An 18080-nucleotide genomic window follows, 5' to 3' on the forward strand; every position below is an offset into this window, starting at 1 on the left:
GAGTCTGAGGCGGGGCCGCCACGGAGGTCTGGCGGCGGGGCCGGCCGGGGGTCTGAGGCGGGGCCGCCACGGAGGTCTGGCGGGGGACCGGCCGGGGGGCTGACGACGGAGCCGGACGGGGGTCTGGCGGCAGGACCGGACAGGGGCCTGAGGCGGGGCCGCCACGGGGGTCCGAGGCGGGGCCGGACGGGTCTGACGGCCGGAACCGACCGGGGGACCGGAACAGGGGAGAAGCGCCGCGGCACCCCTCTCTCCCGCGGCGACCGCACGAGACGCGGTGACGGGGACTCGGCCCGCGACCCCGCCCTGGACTCGTCGATCTGGGCAACGCGGGGTCGGCGGCCTACGGCCTGGCCGGGTGCGCCGTGCCGTTACCTGCAGGGGCCAGGGGCCAGGGGCCAGGGGCCGGGGGCTGGGGGCCGGTGACGGCGACCCGGGAGACCGGAGACGGGAGCGCGGGACCGGGTCGGCGGGCCGACCGGCCCGCGCGGTCACGGGCGCGGCCAGGGCCGGCCGCCGATCGCCTCGATGCCGTAGTTGAAGCGCCGCAGATAGTCCGCGAAGGCGGCGATGTCCTCGTCCGGCCAGTCGGTCATCACCTGGCCCAGGATCTCCACGATGCCCTCGCGCTCGGAGTCCAGCAGGCGGGTGCCCTCGTCGGTGAGCCGGAACTTGCGGGCCATCCCGCCCTCCGGGTCGGGGATCCGCTCGATGAGACCCGCCCGCATGGCCGCCGCGGTCTGCCGGTTCAGCGTGGAGGCGTCCAGGCCGAAGGCGTCGCTGAGCTCCCCGATCGACATGGGTCCCTGGACCCGGATCCGGCTCAGCAGGATGTAGGCGCTGCGCTCCATGAGGCTGTTGTTGCGACGGCCGCCCCGCTGGTTCAGGAACGTGTGGCGGCTGAGCAGCATCTGCTCGTACTCGACCTCGTGTGTCGGCGACTCCATGTGCCCGACCTCCTGCTTCCGTGCGCCCGCACCATCCTGGCACACCACTGTGCGCAGGCCACAACATGTGCTTGATACATACGACATGTACGATGCACATCCTTCGGGTCGATCCTCCGCGCAGTTCCTGTGCGCGGATCCTTCACCGCACATCCCAAGTCGAGGAGTCCCATGGGCGCCCCCGCTCTCCCACCCACGTCCCGCCCGGGCGCCGTGATCGCCACGCTGGCCTTCGCCGGCACCACCGCGGCGATCATGCAGACGCTGGTCACCCCCCTCATCGCCGAGTTGCCGCAGATCCTCGACACGTCGTCCTCGAACGCGGCCTGGGTGATCACGGTGACCCTGCTGGTCGCCGCCGTGTGTGTGCCGGTCGTCGGCCGCCTCGGCGACCTGGTGGGCAAGCGCCGGATGCTGCTCGCCTGTTCCGTGCCGCTGATCGTGGGCTCGGTGGTGTGCGCGTTCGCCTCCGACGTCGTGACGATGATCGTCGGACGCGGTCTCCAGGGCATGGGCATGGGCATGGTGCCCCTCGGCATCGCGCTGCTGCGGGACGTCGTACCGGCCGAGAAGCTCAGCGGCTCCATCGCGCTGGTCAGCGCCTCCATGGGCATCGGCGGCGCCATCGGCCTGCCGCTGGCCGCCGCGGTCGCCCAGTACGCGAACTGGCGGGTGCTGTTCTGGGGTTCGGCCGCCCTGGCCGCCGTCGTGGCCGTCCTGATCTACCGGCTCGTCCCGGACGTCCCCGCCGGCGCCAAGGGCCAGCGCTTCGACCTGCCCGGCGCGCTCGGTCTCGGCGTCGGCCTGGTCGCGCTGCTGCTCGCGGTGTCCAAGGGAGCCGACTGGGGCTGGGCCTCGGCCAGCACGCTCGGCCTGTTCGCCCTCGCCGTCGTGGCGCTGGCCGGCTGGGGAGTGTGGGAGGTGCGCACCACCGACCCGCTGGTCGACCTGCGTACCACGGCCCGCCCCCGGGTGCTCCTGACCAACGTCGCCTCGGTCTTCATCGGCTTCGGCATGTACGCGAGCATGCTGGTCATGCCGCAGCTGCTCCAGTTCCCGGAGGCCACCGGCTACGGCCTCGGCCAGTCGATGCTGGCGGCCGGCCTGTGGATCGCGCCCGGTGGCCTGATGATGATGCTGGTCTCCCCGCTCGGCGGAAAGCTCACCAACGCCCGCGGCCCGAAGTTCACCCTGGTCTGCGGCGCCCTGGTACTGGCCGCCGGCTACTTCGTCGCCCAGGCGCTGATCGGCTCCGCGTGGGGCGTCATGCTGGTCACGATGATCACCAGCAGCGGCGTGGGCCTCGCCTACGGCGCCATGCCCGCCCTGATCATGAACTCGGTCCCGCTCACGGAGACCGCCGCGGCCAACGGCTTCAACACCCTGATGCGGTCGCTCGGCACCTCGATCGGCTCCGCCGTCATCGGCGTGATCCTCTCCCAGATGACCACGACCATGGGCGGCCACACCCTCGCCTCGGAGGACGGCTTCCGCACCGCGCTCCTGGTCGGCGGTGCACTCGCCCTGGTCTCCGCGGCCATCGCCGCCGTCATCCCGGCCGCCCGCACCGCGGCGGCCGGCGGGGACGCCACCGACCAGGCCGCCGCGCCCGAGCAGGCCAACGTCTGACCTGCCGGACGGGGCGCCCGCACGCCGGGTGCCCCGTCCGCACGTCAGGCCAGATCCAGCAGTCCCCGGCGCACCGCCTCCGACACCGCGGCCGCCCGGTTGTCCGCACCCAGCTTGCGGTAGACCCGCACGAGGTGGGTCTTCACGGTCGCCTCGCTCAGGAAGAGGGCCCCGGCGATCGCCCGGTTGCTCAGCCCGTCGGCCAGCAGCCGCACCACCTCCACCTCCCGCCCGCTCAACTCGCGCTCGGGATCCGGTACTCGGCCGACGAGTTCGCCCACCACCGCCGAGGCCAGCCCGAGCGCCCCGGCGGCCGCGCCGCGCACCGCCCGGAACAGTTCCCGGGGCGGTCCCGCCTTCAGGACGTAGCCCCGCGCCCCCGCCTCCAGCGCCCGTACGACGTCGACCCGGCCCGAGTAACTCGTCAGCATCACCACGGCGACGCCGGGCGCCGCGACGGCGAGCCGGCGCACCGCCTCGACGCCGTCGATCCCGGCCCCGCCACCGGCGAACCGCAGATCCATCAGCACCACGTCCGGGACGAGCGCGGCCGCCAGCCGGACGGCCTCCTCCCCGGTGCCCGCCTCGCCGGCCACCACCAGGTCCGGCTCGCCCTCCAGCAGCGCGCGCAGCCCGGCCCGTACGACGGCGTGGTCGTCCGCGAGCAGCAGACGCAACGGAGCACCGGTCACCGGGCGGCCACCGCGCTCGGCACCCCGGCCGGCCGGGAGACCGCCGAGGCGGGCACCGTGGCCCGCACGGACGTGCCCCGCCCCGGCGCGCTGCCGACCTCCAGGTCGCCACCGCACTCGCGCAGTCGCGCCCGGGTCGAGGGAAGTCCGAGCCCGCGGCCCGGCACCGGGGTGCTCCCGCCGCCGCCCGCCGCGAACCCCGCGCCGTCGTCCCGGACTTCGAGCTCCACGCGGTCGGCGTGCCCGTGCAGGGTGACCAGGACGTTCACCGCACGGGCGTGTTCGCGCACATTGGCCAGGGTGCTCTGGGCCACCCGGAACAGGGTCGCGGCCGCCGGGCCGTCCAGAACCGGGCGGGGTGCGCCCAGCGAGCGGAACCGTACACGGGCCGCCGCCCCCTCCGCCTCCGCCCGGGCGCACAGCAGCCGCAGCGCACCCTCGAGACCGGCCTCGTCCACGGCCGACGGGGTCAGGTCCCGGATGATCCTGCGGGTCTCCGCGAGGTTGGCGTGCAGACCGTCGGCGACGGCTCGCACCCGGGCCCGGGCCACGTCGGGGCGGGCGTCCCAGTCCCGTTCGACCGCCTGCAGCAGCATGACGCCGCCCGCGAGCTCCTGCGCCAGCGTGTCGTGCAGGTCCCGGGCGATCCGGGCCCGCTCGGCCAGCACACCGGCCTCACGCTGCTGCCGGGCCAGGACGTCCCGGGTGCCCCGCAACTCCTCGACGAGCCGCAGCCGTTCGGCGGCGTCCCGCTGCTGACTCCGGTAGAGCGCCACGGTGCCCCACACGGCGGCCACCGGGATCAGTACGATCTCCGGGTCGAACTGCCCCGTACTGCGGGTGAGTTGACCGGCCAGTACGAGGGTGAGCACGGCCACCGCCAGCCCGGCCGCGCGGGGGCCGAGCACCCGCAGCGCCGCGCAGGCCAGCGGCAGCGCGCACCACACGTAGGCGGCGGTGAGCGACGCGGGGGCGAGGAGGACCAGGACGGTCCACAGCGCCAGCAGCGCCCCGACCCACAGCGGCCGGCCCAACCGCCCGAGCCGGTCCCCGGCGGCGAGCCCGCCCGCGTAGACGACCGCCAGCAGTGTGCTGACCGTCACGATGTCCCAGCACAGCCCGATCCTCAGCTGCACGAGCCGGACCAGTCCGGCGCCGACGACGAGGAGGAACGTCAGATGGGAGACCCGGTCCAGCACCGGCCGGCTCCCGCGGGCGGTCCTCGCGGAGGAAGGGACGGGAACACGGTCGGCCACGGCGGAACCCCTTGGACGATGATCCGTTCGAACAGGGGAGCCGAGTCTATCCGTCGGCTGTAGGGACGGTGTGAGGGCGGCGGGCGCCGTCCGTCACGCCCCCGGGTGAAGCCCGAGCACGCCCGGCGTCGGGTCGCCCTTGACCTCGCCGAAGTACAGGGCGAACGTCTGCTTCAGACGCTCCACCTCGGCCCGGTCGGACATGAAGCGGGGGAAACCGTCGAGATTGCCGTTGGCGTACTCCCAGACCGGCTTCAGACCGGTCGGGGGAGTGATGTCGGTACGTACCGACCAGCCGTTGAAGGAGTTCTGCTGGGTGGTCTTGGACAGCTGCCAGTTGAGGTACAGCTGGGCGGCCGTGGTGTTCCTGGCCGCCTTGAGGATCGCCGCCCGCTGGCCCCAGGACATGAAGGGGGCCCTGTCCGGTACGACGAACTTCACGGGGCCGGTCGACAGGGGAGCCCCCGAGCCGCCGACGCCGATCGCGTGGGTGCCGGCGCGCACGGCGTCACCGGGGGAGTTGCTGCCGCGCGCGAACCGCACGTCCTGGGCGGCGAGTTTCGCCACCCAGTCCCAGCCGTAGTGCTTGACGTAGAGCGAGTACAGGAAGAGGACCGCGTCGTCGTCGTGCGGGAAGGACGAGGCGATCTTCCCCTTCCACCTGGCGTCGACCAGGTCCAGCGGGGTGCGCGGCGCGTCAGGACCGACCGCGGCCGTCCCGTACATGAAGCTGAACGCGATCGCGCCGATCGCGACCCAGGCGCCCTGCGGGTCCTTGAAGGCGTCGTACACCTTGCCGAACCCGGCGGGCCGGTAGTGCAGCAGCCGGCCCTGAAACTTCCAGCGGACGAAGTCCTGGAGCGTCTGGAGCTGGACGACGTCGGGTACGAGGGTGCCGGTGGCGAGCTGGTTGTCGACGCGGACGTCGTGGTACTTGCTGTAATCCACGATCAGCCTGAGGTCGATGCCGGGGAATGCCTTGAGGAAGGCGGCCTTGGTGCCGTCCTGCTGGGTCGGGGTGTCCCCGCCGGCGTAGACGACGAGCTTGCCCCCTTCCGCGAGCGCGGCCCGGTACAGCTCGTCGAGCGACCTGGTCTCCTCGGCGCCGGAGGCCCGCCGGGGAGCGGCCGGCGCCGTGGACGCGGCTGCCGGGGTGGTGGTGGCGCCGAGGGCGCCCAGACCGAGGGCGGCACCGGCACCGGTGGCGAGCAGGCGCCTTCTGCTGGGGAAGCTGGGCATGGCGGGGAGACCTACTTTCGAACGCTGAGGGGGGTGCGGGACCGGGCGCCACGGTCGAGGTCGATTCTGCTGCGCCCGGCGGTGGGTGCGCGTCGTCCGGACGGCGCGGACGACGCGCGTACGGTGGAATCCCCGTTCAACCGAACGGTTGAACGCCGTTCGCCGCCTCAGCCCTGGCCGCCCCTTCTTCCCCGGGGGGTGCCGCTACGGCCGCGCCAGCCGCCGCATCGTCAGCGCGAGGTGCAGCCGCAGCCGGCCCTGGGGCGTGCGCACCGGCCACCCCAGCAGGTGCTCGGCGTGGACCAGCCGGTCCTGGAGCGTGGAGTGGTGGACGTTCGCCTCGGCCGCCGCCGCCCGCAGACTCGCGGTGGCGGTGACGGCGTACAGGGTGCTGAGCAGCCAGGGGGCGTCCGCGGCGGCCGCCTCCACCGCGTGGACGTCCGGCGGGGGTTCGGCCCCGGGCACGACGAGGTCGGCCAGCAGGGCGACGCCGCCGAGCTCGTCGGCGTACACGACGCGGGGGCCCGGGTCCTGCGCGGTGCCGTCCGCGGTGAAGCGGAGCGCGGCGCGGGCCGAGGTCCAGGAGCGGGGCAGGTCCGGCACCGGCACGGCGGGTCCGACCCCGACCCGGCCGGCCGGAACCGCGTCCCTGGCGTCCGCCGGCAGCACCCGGGGCCGGCCGCCGGGTGTGGCCAGGGCGCGGGCCGGGACCGTGGGACTCAGGCCGAGTCGGCGGGCCGCGTGCAGCCGGGCCGGCTCGGCGGCCGTGGCGTCGAGGAGGGTCTCGATCAGGGCGGGGTCGTCGAGCGGCGCCCGTCCACGGGTGCGGTCGAGCACGACGCGTGCCGCGCCGGCGGCGCGTTCGAGGATCACGGCGTCCACGACGCTCGGTGTCGCACCGGCGCGTTCCAGCCACAGCGCGGGAGGGCCGTCGGGCGTCAGCGCGGTGGACGGCCAGTCCGGGTCCGGCGGCAGATCCGTGTCCCGGCGGGTGCCGTCGGGCTCCACCCTGATCCGCACCCGCCGGTCGGCGTCGACGAGCCGCGCGGGCACCCCGGAGAGCACCGCGGCCCCGCGCATCAGCGCCTCCACCCCGGCCCGCGACTCGGCCAGCCGGTCGAAGTAGGCGATGACCCGCACGGCGGCACCGGCGTCCGGGTCCAGTGCGGTCAGACGCCCGGCCAGCTCTTTCATACGGCCATGATGCGCCACACGAGCACCGACGAGGAGAGACCCGGCCACCCCTTCGGCGAGCGGCGCGGCGGCCCGGACGTCTCCCCGTACGCCGCGCCCGCCCGCGCCGGGGACCTGTCCGCGTTGCCGCCGGCCTTCCTCGACGTGGGCTCCGCCGAGACGTTCCGGGACGAGGTCGTCGCCTACGCCTCCCGCATCTGGCAGGCCGGCGGGGTCGCGGAACTGCACGTCTGGCCGGGCGGTTTCCACGGCTTCGACGGCTTCGCCCCACAGGCCGCGCTGTCCAGGGCGGCCCGGGCAGCCCACCTGAACTGGCTCCGCAGGCTGCTCGCGGAATAGTGCCCGCTCGGACCGCAGCCCAGGAACCCCGGCCCGCTCAGGAACCACCCACGCTCACGCCGGTTCCTGAAACGCGCCGCAGGGGCCCACAGCGTCCGGGACGGCCCGGGCAGCCCACCCGGACCGACTGAGCACGTCCTCGCAGAGGAGGGCCCGCCCAGGGTGCGGCTCCAGAACCCCGGCCCGCTCAGGAACCACCCGCGCTCACGCCGGTTCCTGAAACGCGCCGCAGGGGCCCGCAGCGTCCGGGACGGCCCGGGCAGCCCACCCGGACCGGCTGCGCACGCTGTTCGCGGAGGTGGGGCCGAGCAGGGCCGTCCACCCGGTCTCGTTGGCCGTGCGGTCCCAGACGCCGAGGCCCGCCATCTGGTGGCTGGAGGGCGTGTCGTTGCGGTCGTCCAGCATCGGGCACATCAGCATCTGGCCGAGCGGCCGCGGCCCCTGACGGTCGCGCAGCAGCAGGGCGAGCGCGGCGGTGAGGCCGCCACCCGCACTCGCCCCGGCGATCACGATCCGCTCCGGGTCCGCGCCCAGCTCCTTGGCGTGCTCCGCCGTCCACAGCAGGCCGGCGTACACGTCGTCGACGGGCGCCGGATGCGGGTGTTCCGGCGCCAGCCGGTACTCCACGGACACCACGACCAGGTCCAGCTCCCGCGCCCACTCGAGGGCCACGTCCACGCCGACCCGGTTGTTGCCGAGGACCATGCCGCCGCCGTGCACGTGGTAGACGACCGGACGCGGGCGCTCCGGAGCCGGTGACGTCGGCCGGCAGATCAGCAGCGAGATCTCCGGGGAGCCCTGGGGCCCCGGCACCGTCCGGTCCTCGACCTCGAAGGCCCCGCCCAGGGTCAGGTCGAGATCGGCGAGCAGGGCGATCCCCGGCCCCTGACGGACGGCGTCGATGTCCTCGGGGGCCAGCCCCGGCTGGATCACCTCCCTGATGAGTTCCAGGGCGGCGCCGAGTTCCGGGTCGAAGGGCGGCGGTGCGGACGTCATGGGCTTCTCCTCACGCGGGGCGCAGAGCGGGGGTGCGCGGCGGCTCGTGCGGCCCATGATCGGCGCACCGGCAGCCCGTCCGAGCACCGCCGTACGGCGGAACCTGCCCGCCGTTCGGCGGGTGACAGCCGCGCCCCCCGGCAGCTTGCCAGGACAAGACCCGCTGTTCACCCGTGCGGGGTGGAAGGAACGCAACTGCGGCCGACAACGATTTCCACCCGAAGAAGCTGGTCCGCCTCGGCTACGGCCTGTCGGTCTTCATCGGCTTCATCGGCTTCATCGGCGTGAAGCTGCTGCCGCACGCGCCGCACAGCACGCGCCGCACGCGCCGCACGCGCCGCACGAGTCCGGGTCCACGTGCCCGAGATCGGCATCCCCTTCTCGCTCGGCTCCATCGTGCTCGTCCTCGGGGGCACGACCTTCACCAGCCTGCGGGTCCCGGGCGGCAGACCGCGGACGGCGGACGGCGGACGACAGACCGCGGAGGCGGAGGAGGTGGTGGGGAGACGGCTCCGCGGCTTGGGCGGCGCGTCCTACGGCTTCAAGGCGTAGGCGCCGCGTCCGCGCGCATCATCACGCAGTCGAACTCGATCACCCGTCCCGTGGTCGCCTCGCGCGTCACGGGGTAGACGCCGGTGATGCCGAAGCCGGCGGCCTCGTACACCGCCACCGCCTCGCCCATCCCGGGGCTGCCCTCGTACAGCTTCAGCACCGCGACCTCGGACTGCATCCCCACGAACTCCGCGATCCGCTCCCCGGCCCCGGCGAACACCTCGAGGTCGTAGCCCTGGGTGTCCATCTTCAGGAACGGGCGCGGATCGGCGAGACCGTCCAGCGCCTCGGCCATGACCTCGTCGAGCCGGCGGACGCGGATCTCCTCGGTGTCGGCCTTGGCGAACCGGCTGTAGCGGCCCTTGCCGTAGTCGCTGGCCGGCAGCAGGGAGTTCATCGTCTTCCAGCCGATGTGGATCTCGGCGGTGGTCTCCTCGCGGCCCAGTCCGCACTGGTACACGTGCCAGTCGGGGTCGTCCGTGGCGGCCTTCTCCAGCCGGGCGAACGTCTCCGAGGTGGGCTCGAAGGACACGATCCGGCCGGTGTAGCCGAGTCTGCGCAGCCGCTTGGCGTACTGGCCGCTGTTGGCGCCGACGTCGAAGACACAGTTCACGCGGTAGAGCTCCAGCATCGCGGCCACGTGTTGGCTACAGAGGTACTCGGCCGCCGCCAGCTGGAGCCTGCGCTCGTCCTGCCCGGCCGCCGCCTCCATGAGGAGCAGCGCGCCGGAGTCGCCCAGCCGCACGGCGCTGCCCTCGGCGGTCTCGGACCGCGCTCCGTCCCTGGTCCGCCGCAGCACCCAGGTGTCCTTGTCCGCGCGGATCCCCCGGTACGGTCCGCCGCGCCGCGAGACCACCGCCGTCCCGGGCCCGAGGTCGGTCACCTGGACGCCGATACGGGGCATCAGGTCGAGAAGTCGTCGATAAAGGGTCTGCATCCCCCAGCCCTACCAGACGAGACAAGGGCCGGTCTGCGGGTTGAACGACATTCGCCGTACCGGATACCCGACGGAAACGCGAGGGTCCGGCCGACCGGCGTCCTGCCGGTGTCCGGGAGCGTCCCTTGACTTCGAGAGCGCTCCAGGGCCTAGCGTCATCGGGGGCCGGGGCAGGACCGGGAGACCGGACGATCGGAGACGACATGCGTGTGGGCGTGCACATCAACCAGTTCGGCACCACCGGGGGCGCGGCCGCGCTGGGCGCCGAGCTCGCCGCGGCCGGTGCCGCCGCGGAGGCGGCCGGGGTGAGCCGGCTGTCGGTGATGGACCACTACTTCCAGATGGAGTTCAACGGCGGCGCCGAGGCCCCCATGCTGGAGGCCTACACGACCCTCGGGTATCTCGCGGCCCACACCTCCACGGTCAAGCTCGGCGCGCTGGTCACCGGCGTGACCTACCGGCATCCCGGGCTGCTCGCCAAGATCGCCACCACGCTCGACGTGCTGTCCGGCGGACGGGCCTCGCTGGGCATCGGCGCGGCCTGGTACGACCGCGAGCACGAGGGACTGGGGGTGGTGTTCCCACCGACGGCGGAGCGGTTCGAGCGGCTCGAGGAGGCCCTGCGCGTCTGCCTGCGGATGTGGGACCCGGACGACAACGGCCCGTTCGAGGGCGAGCACTACCGGCTGGCCGAGACCCTGTGCGTGCCCGCACCGGTCAGCGCCCCGCACCCGGAGATCCTGATCGGCGGCGGGGGCGAGCGCAAGACGCTGCGGCTGGTCGCCCGGTACGCGGACGCCTGCAACCTCTTCGCCTCGACGCCCGAGGAGGTCCGGCACAAGCTGGACGTCCTGCGCGGGCACTGCGAGACGGAGGAACGCGACTACGGCACCGTCCTGAAGACGATCACGTACTCGGGTGAGGCCGCCACCGACGGCGACCTGGACGGCCTCCTGCGCGATCTCACCGGCTACGCCAAGCTCGGTATCGACACGGTGATCCTCGCGCCCCGCCTGGGGGAGACGGCCGGCTGGATCGAGCGCTTTGTGGGACCCGCCGTGCGGCGGCTGGCCGAGCTGGACTGACCGGACCGGCGGCCGCGCATGGGCCGGCCGCGCATGGGTCGGCCGCTCACGGGCCGGCCGTGCGTGAGCCGGCCATGCCGAAAGGGGTCCGGAAACCGCTCCGGACCCCTTCAGGACGTCGGCGTGCTGCCGCGCCGTACCGCTCCGGCGTCGCGCCGGGTCAGGGCCGTCAGGCGGCCGCGACCTCGCCCGCGTGGCCGTGCAGACGGGCCACGACCTCGGTCAGCTGCGCGGCGACCTCGGCGTCGTCCACCGGGTGGGTCTCGGCGAAGCGGGTCAGCGAGCCCGGGATGGAGAGCTTGAGGTCCTCGATGACCCGGCCGCCGGCAAGGCCCGCGGCCTTGCGGGCATCGTCCTGCGCCCATACGCCACCGAACTGGCCGAACGCGGTGCCGACCACGGCGACGGGCTTGCCGCCGAAGGCACCGGCGCCGTACGGGCGGGACAGCCAGTCGATGGCGTTCTTCAGGACGGCCGGGATGGTGCCGTTGTACTCGGGGGAGAAGAGCAGGAAGGCGTCGGAGGCCTGGGCGGCCTCACGCAGCTTCGCGGCGGCGGCGGGGACGCTGCCCTCGACGTCGAGGTCCTCGTTGTAGAACGGGATCTCGGCAAGGCCCTCGAAGAGGTCGACGTCGGCGCCCTCGGGAGCGACCTTGACGGCCGCCTCGGCGAGCTGGCGGTTGGTCGAACCGGCGCGAAGGCTGCCGACGAGCGCAAGGATGCGGACAGACATGGATACTCCCAGAGGCTGAAACATTGCTGTTACATATCCGGACCGAGGTCCGTTTATTGTTCTAGCACCATAACCGGACCGCGGTCCAGTTCCATTCCCGATGCTTTACGCTGAGTTCATGTCCGTTGTTCTGCCTCCCTGCCCGGAGCCCGAGGAGAGCACGACCGAGCCCGAGCTGCTGCACCTGGGGCCGGCCGGCGACGAGCCGTGTCTGCGCGCCGACGCCGCCCGCAACCGGGCCAGGCTGCTGGACGCCGCCGCCCGGCTGATCGCCGAGCACGGCGCGGCCGGGGTCACCATGGAGGCGGTGGCGATCGCGGCGAACGTGGGCAAGGGCACGGTCTTCCGCCGCTTCGGCGACCGGACCGGGCTGCTGACCGCGCTCCTCGACCACTCGGAGCGGAACTTCCAGGCCGCGTTCCTGAGCGGCCCCGCGCCCCTGGGGCCGGGCACGGAGCCCGTGGAGCGGCTGAGGGCGTTCGGCGTCGCGATGCTGAGGCGCGCCGTCGACGAACTGGACCTGCAGCTGGCGGCCGAGCCCGGACCCGACCGCCGTTACTCCGTGCCCCCGCGCCGGGTGCACCACAGTCATGTGGCGCTGCTGCTGCGCCTGGCCCTGCCCGACGCGGACGCCGAACTGCTGGCCCACACCCTGATGGGGTACCTCAACCCGGTCCTCGTCCACCACCTCACCCGTCAGTGCGGGATGCCGCCTGCGCGGCTGGAGGCCGGCTGGAGCGAACTGGTCGACCGGGTGACGAGCCGGGTGACCGGTGGCGTGACGAGCGGGACGTCGGTCAGGGTCGCGCCGTGAAGAGGTCGAGGACGGCCTGCGGCGCGTCCTCGGCGAACAGGGCCGTGCCGCTCTGCGCGGACGCGTCCGCAGCCGCCGCGCTGCGCGGGAACAGCTTCGCCTCGTAGGCGGCCAGCGCGGCCTCGCGTTCGCCGGGGCGCGCGGCCAGGGCGAGGCCCAGTTCGGCGCCGTCCAGCATCGCGAGGTTGGCCCCCTCGCCCGCGAACGGCGACATGAGATGGGCGGCGTCGCCGAGCAGGGTGACGCCGGGGACACGGTCCCAGCTGTGACCGACCGGCAGGGCGTGGATCAGGCGCGGCACCAGCGGCCCGTCGGCGTCGGCGACCAGCGCCCGCAGGCTCTTGTCCCAGTCCGCGAAGTGCTCCAGGACGTACTTCCTGGCCGCCTCGACGTCGCTGAAGTCGACGCCGTCCGCCCAGTCCTCGGCGACCCGCAGGGCGGTGTAGACGTGCACACTGCCGTCGGGCTCGCGGTGGGCGAGGAAGCCCTTGCCTGCGCCCAGCGCGAAGAGGAACCCGCCGCCGACCACCCCGGCGCTCACCGGATGACGTTCGTCCGCCTCCAGCAGGTCGGTCTCGACGAACGACACGCCCGTGTACGCGGGACGGGCGTCGGAGACCAGCGGGCGGATCCGGGACCAGGCCCCGTCGGCGCCGACCAGCAGGTCCGTGGTGAAGGCGGAGCCGTCCCCGAGGGTCACCTCGTGCCGCCCGTCGCCCAGCGGCCGCGCGCCGGTGACCTTCGCGCCCCAGCGGACCGTGCCCTCGGGCAGCGAGTCCAGCAGCAGATCGCGCAGGTCGCCCCGGTCGACCTCGGGGCGTTCGCCGGTCCCGTCGTCGGCCGCGTCGAAACGGACCACCGCGTCCTTGTCGAGAACCCGGGTGGCCTGGCCGCCGGGCAGGACCAGTGCCCGGAATCCTTTGTGCAGTCCGGCGGCGCGCAGTGCCTCCTGGCCGGAGTCCTGGTGGATGTCGAGCATGCCGCCCTGGGTGCGGGCGGCGGGGGAGGCGTCCAGGTCGAAGACCGCCGCCTCGATGCCGTGCACACGCAGCACACGGGCGAGGGTGAGGCCGCCGAGTCCGGCGCCGATGATCGCTACGGGGTGGTGCACGATTCCTCCAGTGGTCGTCCTGTGGTGGTCAATCGGGTACGGCGGTCCGCTCGATGCCGCTGATCAGTGACTGGAGCCCCCAGGAGAGGCGGGCCTCGGGCGGACCCGAGAGCAGCGGCCCGGCGAGGCGCGCGAGGTGCGGGTGGGTGCGCTCCGACGCCTCGTGCACCGCGTGCCGCAGGGCGTCCCAGTCCTCCTGGGAGGCCTCGTCCGTGTGCTCGGCGGCCGTCGCGGTGGCGTGCTGGAGCAGCAGGTCCACGCCCCACGCGGCCTGCGCGGGCGGCACCCCGCCCTCGTCGAGCAGGGCCAGCAGGGTCTCGATCAGGTTCAGGTAGTGCGGGCCGCTGGGCCGGGCGGTGATCGCGGAGCGGGCGAGGTCCGGGTAGGCGAAGAGCATCGCGGTGTACGAGGTGAGCACCCCTTCCAGCCGCTCGCGCCAGCTGCCCCCGGCCGGGGCGGGCCCGACCGTGCCGAGCAGCTCGTCGAGGACGGCCGCGTGCAGCTCCGCCGTGTTGCGGACGTACACGTAGAGGGAGGCCGGACCGGTGTCGAGCTCCTCGGCCAGGCGCCGCATGGTCAGCTTGCGCAGACCTTCGGCGCGCAGCACCGCGAGGGCGGCGGCCACGATGCCCTCCCTGGTCAGAGCGGGCTTGGCCGGGCGCTCGCGGCGACTGCGCGGGGTGTCGGGGCGTGCTGTCATGACACCATCGTAGCGAACATGTTCGTTGCGAACAAGTACGTTGCGAACGCGTTCGTTGACGGGGCATCGGATTTCGGTGTCCCCCGGGCGGAAGCCCGTTCACAGCTTCTGCCAAGATGCCGTACGTCATGGTGCAGATACCGAACACGCCCGCGCCGACGAAGTCGCCGGCGCCGCGCCCCGTGCCCACCAGCGCCGACGTGGCCCGCCTGGCCGGCGTCTCCCGCGCGACCGTCTCCTATGTCCTGAACAACGCCGGTGCCGTACGCATCAGCGAGCCCACCCGCCGCCGCGTCCACGAGGCCGCCAAGGAGCTCGGGTACGTGCCGCACGCGGCCGCCCGCACCCTGCGCGCCGGCCACAGCCGCATGGTGCTGATGCCCACCCTGCCCGTCCCGGCCGGCCCGCTCTACTCCCAGTTCGTGCACGACTTCCAGGGGGCGCTCAGCCGCCTCGACTACACCGTCGTCCAGTACGGCGCCACCGGACTGGGCGGCGACGACGCAGCCCGGGCCTGGGCCGAACTGCGGCCCGTCGCCGTGCTGGTGCCCAGCCCCGGCATCGGCCCGGAGGGCGTCGCGGTCCTCAAGAGGTCCGGCGCCCGGGCCGTGGTGACCCTCAGCCCGGAGGCGGTCGAGGGCGCCCGCGCGGTGCTCCTGGACCACGCAGACGTCGGCCGCAGCGCCGCCGGGCACCTGTACGCCCGCGGCCGCCGCCGGATCGGTGTGGTCGTGCCGGCCGAGCGCGGCATGGAGATCTTCTCCGCGCCCCGTCTCGCCGGCGCGCGCGAGGCCCTGCACGGCACGGACGCCACCGCCACCGAACTGCCCCTGGCCTACACGGAGGAGTCCGCGGCCGCCCTCGCCGCCCGCTGGCCCGGCCTCGGTCTCGACGCCGTGTTCGCCTACAACGACGAGTACGCCATGCTGCTGATGCGCGCTCTCCTGGACGCGGGCGTACGCGTCCCCGAGGACGTCGCCGTCATCGGCGCCGACGACCTGATGCTCGGGCGGCTGCTGCGGCCCCGGCTCAGCACCGTCCGGATCGAGCTGCCCTCCGGCCGCGACCTCGCCTCGCTGGTCGACCGGGCGGTCCGCAGCCCCGCGGCCGCCCCCGAGTCGTACGAGCCGTTCGGAGCCACCGTGGTGCAGCGCGACTCCACCTGAACTACGGTCCCAGGGGAGGCATGCCATGCGTACGACGGTCGGCAATCGGCGGCGGCCCCGCGGGGCTGCTCCTCGCCCGTCTGCTGCACCGCGCGGGCGTCGACCGCGTGGTCCTGGAGAGCATGACGAGGCAGCACGTGGAGCGGCGCCGGCGGGCCGGACTGCTGGAGCAGGGCACGGTCGACGCCCTGCGCGCGGCCGGCGCCGCCGACCGGCTCGACACCGAAGGGCTGGTGCACCACGGCATCGAGCTGCGCTTCGACCGGGAACGCCACCACCTCGACTTCCCCGTCCTCACCGGCGGCTCCACCGTCACGATCTACGCCCGGACGGAGATCGTGAAAGACCTCGTCGCCCTCCAGCTCGCCGAAGGTCCGCCCCTGTTGTTCGAGGCGGAGGCGCTCGCCGTGGAGGGGCCGCAGAGCGGTACGCCCGTCGTACGGTTCCTGCACGAGGGCCGCGAACAGAGCCTCGTCTGCGGCCGGGGCGTCGGTTGCGACGGCTCGTACGGTGTCGCCCGTGACGCCTTTCCGGCCGCCGTCCGCCGGATTCACGCGCACGGACACCCGTACTCCTGGCTCGGCGTCCTCGCCGAAGTACCGCCGTCCTGCGACGAGTTGGTCTACGCGCGCCATGAACGCGGCTTCGCCCTGCACAGCATGCGCCCGCCCGACCACTCCCGGCTCTACCCGCAGGTCCCCAACGGCACGGGGCTGGAGGACTGGCCCGACGACCGGATCTGGGACGAACCCGCCACCCGCTTCGCCTTCGACGCCGACCGGACGCTGCAGCGCGGCCCGATCACCGCCAGGTCCGTGACGCGGATGCGCAGCCTCGTCCACGAGCCGATGCGCCTGGCCGGATGCTGCTCGCAGGGGACGCAGCCCACATCGTCCCGCCGACCGGAGCCAAGGGACTCAACCTCGCCGTCCCGGACGTCCGGCTGCTCGCCCGGGCCTTCGCCGAACTGCGCGTCACCGGGTCCACGCGACTGCTGGACGGGTACTCGGACCTGTGCCTGCGACGTGTGTGGCAGGCGACCCGCTTCTCCGACGACATGACTAGGATGTTGCACGCTCAACCAGATGGAGATGCGTTCGACCATCACCTGCAGCTCGCCCGGCTGCGCCGGATCACCGCATCCCGCCACGCCGCCGCCGAACTGGCCGCCAATTACACGGGACTTCCCCTCCCCCTGTGAGAGCCGCGAGTCCCGCGGGACACCGATCGGAGAGCTTTCATGCCGTTGCTCGACCCCCAGAACTGGCAGTCCCACACCCTGTCGGGCCCCCGGTACACCGTCACCGAGCCCGCCACCGGCGACCCGCTGGGCACGGTCTTCCTGGCCGGCGCGGAGGACGTCCGCCCGGCCGCCGAGGTCGCCCGCGCCGCGCAGGCCGAGTGGGCCCGGCTGCCCCACTTCGTGCGCGCCGGAGTGCTGCGCAAGGCCGGCGACCTGTTCGGCGCGCACGCCGACGAACTGCGCGAGTGGATCGTCCGCGAATCCGGCTCCATAGCCGGCAAGGCCGACTTCGAACTGCACGTCGCCGCCCAGGAGTGCTACGAGGCCGCCGCCCTCGCCTCCCGCCCGGCCGGACAGGTCCTGCCCAGCGAGGCGCCCCGGCTGTCCTACACCCGGCGGGTACCCGTCGGCGTGGTGGGCGTGATCTCCCCGTTCAACGCCCCGCTCATCCTGTCGATCCGCTCCGTCGCGCCCGCCCTCGCGCTCGGCAACGCGGTCGTCCTCAAGCCGGACCCGCGCACGGCGGTGTGCGGCGGCCTGGCCCTGGCCGCGGTCTTCGCGGAGGCGGGTCTGCCCGAGGGCCTGCTGCACATCCTCCCCGGCGGCGCCGACACCGGTGCGGCCCTGGTCGCCGACCCGCGCGTGCCGGTGATCTCCTTCACCGGATCCACCGGCGCCGGACGGGTGGTCGGCGAGGCCGCCGGACGCCACCTCAAGCGGGCCCACCTGGAACTCGGCGGCAACTCCGCCCTGATCGTGCTGGAGGACGCCGACCTGGACGCGGTGATCTCCACGGCGGCCTGGGGCTCGTTCTTCCACCAGGGCCAGATCTGCATGACCACCGGCCGCCACCTGGTGCACGCCTCCCTCTACGAGGAGTACGTCGAGCGGCTCGCGGCGAAGGCCGACGCCCTCGCCGTCGGCGACCCGCACCGCGCGCAGGTCCACCTCGGCCCGCTCATCGACGACGGCCAACTCGGCAAGGTGCACGGCCTGGTGGAGGCCAGCACCGCGGCCGGCGCGAAGCTCGCCGCGGGCGGCACGCACGAGAATCTCTTCTACCGGCCGACCGTCCTCGCGGGCGTCGACGACGACACCCCCGCCTACGCGGAGGAGGTCTTCGGCCCGGTGGCGCCCGTCCGTTCCTTCACCACGACGGACGAGGCGGCGGCCCTGGCCGCGCGCAGCTCCTACGGCCTCTCGCTCGGCATCGTCACCCGGGACCCCGCCCGCGGACTGGACCTCGCCGACCGCATCCCCACCGGCATCGTGCACATCAACGACCAGACGGTGAACGACGAGGCCGTCGCCCCCTTCGGCGGGGTCGCCGCCTCCGGCACCGGCGCCCGCTTCGGCGGCGAGGCCAACCTGGAGGCCTTCACCGACGTCCGCTGGACGACGGTACGCGGGGACGTTGCGCCGTACCCCTTCTAGGAAGGACCCGGGG

The 18080-nt window shown here is 73.8% G+C and carries 14 protein-coding genes and 4 pseudogenes; 8 read left to right on the top strand and 10 right to left on the bottom strand.

The genetic code is table 11. The features are described from left to right. Positions 1-491 precede the first annotated feature (491 nt). Complete coding sequence (locus ACFWBB_RS18895; RefSeq protein WP_385273221.1) at positions 492-947, bottom strand: MarR family winged helix-turn-helix transcriptional regulator; 456 nt, start codon at positions 945-947, stop codon at positions 492-494. A gap of 171 nt (positions 948-1118) precedes the next feature. On the opposite strand from ACFWBB_RS18895, the gene ACFWBB_RS18900 reads away from it, so the two are divergent. Beyond that, positions 1119-2576, top strand: coding sequence for an MFS transporter (locus ACFWBB_RS18900; RefSeq protein ID WP_385273224.1), 1458 nt, complete (start codon positions 1119-1121; stop codon positions 2574-2576). Positions 2577-2620: 44 nt separating this feature from the next. Here ACFWBB_RS18900 and ACFWBB_RS18905 read toward each other — a convergent pair whose 3' ends face one another. The 4 genes from ACFWBB_RS18905 to ACFWBB_RS18920 all read right to left on the bottom strand — a co-directional run bounded on the left by ACFWBB_RS18905 (position 2621) and on the right by ACFWBB_RS18920 (position 6957). Further along, complete coding sequence (locus ACFWBB_RS18905) at positions 2621-3268, bottom strand: response regulator (RefSeq protein WP_385273227.1); 648 nt, start codon at positions 3266-3268, stop codon at positions 2621-2623. Continuing rightward, a complete protein-coding gene (locus tag ACFWBB_RS18910; protein WP_385273230.1) occupies positions 3265-4524 on the bottom strand; it encodes a sensor histidine kinase in 1260 nt (419 codons plus the stop codon). Before ACFWBB_RS18910 ends, ACFWBB_RS18905 begins: the two co-directional genes overlap by 4 nt. A 93-nt stretch (positions 4525-4617) precedes the next feature. Next, positions 4618-5763 (bottom strand): ABC transporter substrate-binding protein, encoded by a 1146-nt coding sequence (locus ACFWBB_RS18915; RefSeq protein ID WP_385273233.1) that lies wholly within the window; start codon positions 5761-5763, stop codon positions 4618-4620. A 204-nt stretch (positions 5764-5967) separates the two neighbouring features. Continuing rightward, on the bottom strand, positions 5968-6957 hold the full coding sequence (locus ACFWBB_RS18920; RefSeq protein ID WP_385273236.1) for a helix-turn-helix domain-containing protein: 990 nt from the start codon (positions 6955-6957) through the stop codon (positions 5968-5970). Positions 6958-7011: 54 nt separating this feature from the next. On the opposite strand from ACFWBB_RS18920, the pseudogene ACFWBB_RS18925 reads away from it, so the two are divergent. Continuing rightward, a pseudogene (locus ACFWBB_RS18925) lies at positions 7012-7296 on the top strand (alpha/beta hydrolase); the annotation flags it as partial. Between the two features lie 303 nt (positions 7297-7599). Here the strand turns inward: ACFWBB_RS18925 and ACFWBB_RS18930 are convergent. Further along, positions 7600-8292: pseudogene (locus tag ACFWBB_RS18930) on the bottom strand (alpha/beta hydrolase); the annotation flags it as partial. Positions 8293-8513: 221 nt separating this feature from the next. Between ACFWBB_RS18930 and ACFWBB_RS18935 the strand changes: the two are divergent. Then, positions 8514-8844 (top strand): annotated as a pseudogene (locus ACFWBB_RS18935) (hypothetical protein); the annotation flags it as partial. On the opposite strand, the gene ACFWBB_RS18940 reads toward ACFWBB_RS18935, so the two are convergent. Next, positions 8834-9781, bottom strand: a complete 948-nt coding sequence (locus ACFWBB_RS18940; RefSeq protein WP_385273239.1) for an FkbM family methyltransferase — start codon at positions 9779-9781, stop codon at positions 8834-8836. The pseudogene ACFWBB_RS18935 and the gene ACFWBB_RS18940 overlap by 11 nt on opposite strands. 203 nt (positions 9782-9984) lie before the next feature. On the opposite strand from ACFWBB_RS18940, the gene ACFWBB_RS18945 reads away from it, so the two are divergent. Next, on the top strand, positions 9985-10866 hold the full coding sequence (locus tag ACFWBB_RS18945; protein WP_385273242.1) for an LLM class F420-dependent oxidoreductase: 882 nt from the start codon (positions 9985-9987) through the stop codon (positions 10864-10866). A gap of 169 nt (positions 10867-11035) precedes the next feature. Here the strand turns inward: ACFWBB_RS18945 and ACFWBB_RS18950 are convergent, their stop codons facing one another. After that, entirely contained in the window at positions 11036-11599 is a 564-nt protein-coding gene (locus tag ACFWBB_RS18950; RefSeq protein WP_385273245.1) for an NAD(P)H-dependent oxidoreductase, read from the bottom strand. 118 nt (positions 11600-11717) lie between these two features. Between ACFWBB_RS18950 and ACFWBB_RS18955 the strand changes: the two genes are divergently transcribed. Then, positions 11718-12413 carry a TetR/AcrR family transcriptional regulator gene (locus tag ACFWBB_RS18955; protein ID WP_385273248.1) on the top strand — a complete coding sequence of 232 codons (696 nt, stop codon included), beginning with the start codon at positions 11718-11720 and terminating at the stop codon, positions 12411-12413. Here the strand turns inward: ACFWBB_RS18955 and ACFWBB_RS18960 are convergent. Beyond that, the gene (locus ACFWBB_RS18960) at positions 12397-13524 is read right to left on the bottom strand and encodes an FAD-dependent oxidoreductase (protein ID WP_385273251.1); all 1128 of its coding nucleotides are present in this window, start codon (positions 13522-13524) and stop codon (positions 12397-12399) included. The two genes, ACFWBB_RS18955 and ACFWBB_RS18960, sit on opposite strands and share 17 nt — an antisense overlap. Before the next feature lie 28 nt (positions 13525-13552). Next, entirely contained in the window at positions 13553-14224 is a 672-nt protein-coding gene (locus tag ACFWBB_RS18965) for a TetR/AcrR family transcriptional regulator C-terminal domain-containing protein (protein ID WP_385273254.1), read from the bottom strand. 116 nt (positions 14225-14340) lie between these two features. Between ACFWBB_RS18965 and ACFWBB_RS18970 the strand changes: the two genes are divergently transcribed. The 3 genes and pseudogenes from ACFWBB_RS18970 to ACFWBB_RS18980 all read left to right on the top strand — a co-directional run bounded on the left by ACFWBB_RS18970 (position 14341) and on the right by ACFWBB_RS18980 (position 18067). Continuing rightward, positions 14341-15390, top strand: a complete 1050-nt coding sequence (locus ACFWBB_RS18970) for a LacI family DNA-binding transcriptional regulator (RefSeq protein ID WP_385273257.1) — start codon at positions 14341-14343, stop codon at positions 15388-15390. 25 nt (positions 15391-15415) lie between these two features. Next, positions 15416-16591 (top strand): annotated as a pseudogene (locus tag ACFWBB_RS18975) (4-hydroxybenzoate 3-monooxygenase). Positions 16592-16630: 39 nt separating this feature from the next. Beyond that, positions 16631-18067 (top strand): aldehyde dehydrogenase family protein, encoded by a 1437-nt coding sequence (locus ACFWBB_RS18980; protein ID WP_385273260.1) that lies wholly within the window; start codon positions 16631-16633, stop codon positions 18065-18067. Positions 18068-18080 lie beyond the last annotated feature (13 nt).

It is taken from the genome of Streptomyces sp. NPDC060000, from assembly GCF_042737375.1.
In the GTDB taxonomy this organism is placed as follows: Bacteria; Actinomycetota; Actinomycetes; order Streptomycetales; family Streptomycetaceae; genus Streptomyces.

Excerpts from the sequence above, each read along its gene's own strand:
- ACFWBB_RS18895 (WP_385273221.1), bottom strand. The coding sequence starts at position 947 with ATGGAGTCGCCGACACACGAGGTCGAGTACGAGCAGATGCTGCTCAGC.
- ACFWBB_RS18900 (WP_385273224.1), top strand. The coding sequence starts at position 1,119 with ATGGGCGCCCCCGCTCTCCCACCCACGTCCCGCCCGGGCGCCGTGATC.
- ACFWBB_RS18915 (WP_385273233.1), bottom strand. The coding sequence starts at position 5,763 with ATGCCCAGCTTCCCCAGCAGAAGGCGCCTGCTCGCCACCGGTGCCGGT.
- ACFWBB_RS18920 (WP_385273236.1), bottom strand. The coding sequence starts at position 6,957 with ATGAAAGAGCTGGCCGGGCGTCTGACCGCACTGGACCCGGACGCCGGT.
- ACFWBB_RS18940 (WP_385273239.1), bottom strand. The coding sequence starts at position 9,781 with ATGCAGACCCTTTATCGACGACTTCTCGACCTGATGCCCCGTATCGGC.
- ACFWBB_RS18945 (WP_385273242.1), top strand. The coding sequence starts at position 9,985 with ATGCGTGTGGGCGTGCACATCAACCAGTTCGGCACCACCGGGGGCGCG.
- ACFWBB_RS18950 (WP_385273245.1), bottom strand. The coding sequence starts at position 11,599 with ATGTCTGTCCGCATCCTTGCGCTCGTCGGCAGCCTTCGCGCCGGTTCG.
- ACFWBB_RS18955 (WP_385273248.1), top strand. The coding sequence starts at position 11,718 with ATGTCCGTTGTTCTGCCTCCCTGCCCGGAGCCCGAGGAGAGCACGACC.
- ACFWBB_RS18965 (WP_385273254.1), bottom strand. The coding sequence starts at position 14,224 with ATGACAGCACGCCCCGACACCCCGCGCAGTCGCCGCGAGCGCCCGGCC.
- ACFWBB_RS18970 (WP_385273257.1), top strand. The coding sequence starts at position 14,341 with ATGCCGTACGTCATGGTGCAGATACCGAACACGCCCGCGCCGACGAAG.
- ACFWBB_RS18980 (WP_385273260.1), top strand. The coding sequence starts at position 16,631 with ATGCCGTTGCTCGACCCCCAGAACTGGCAGTCCCACACCCTGTCGGGC.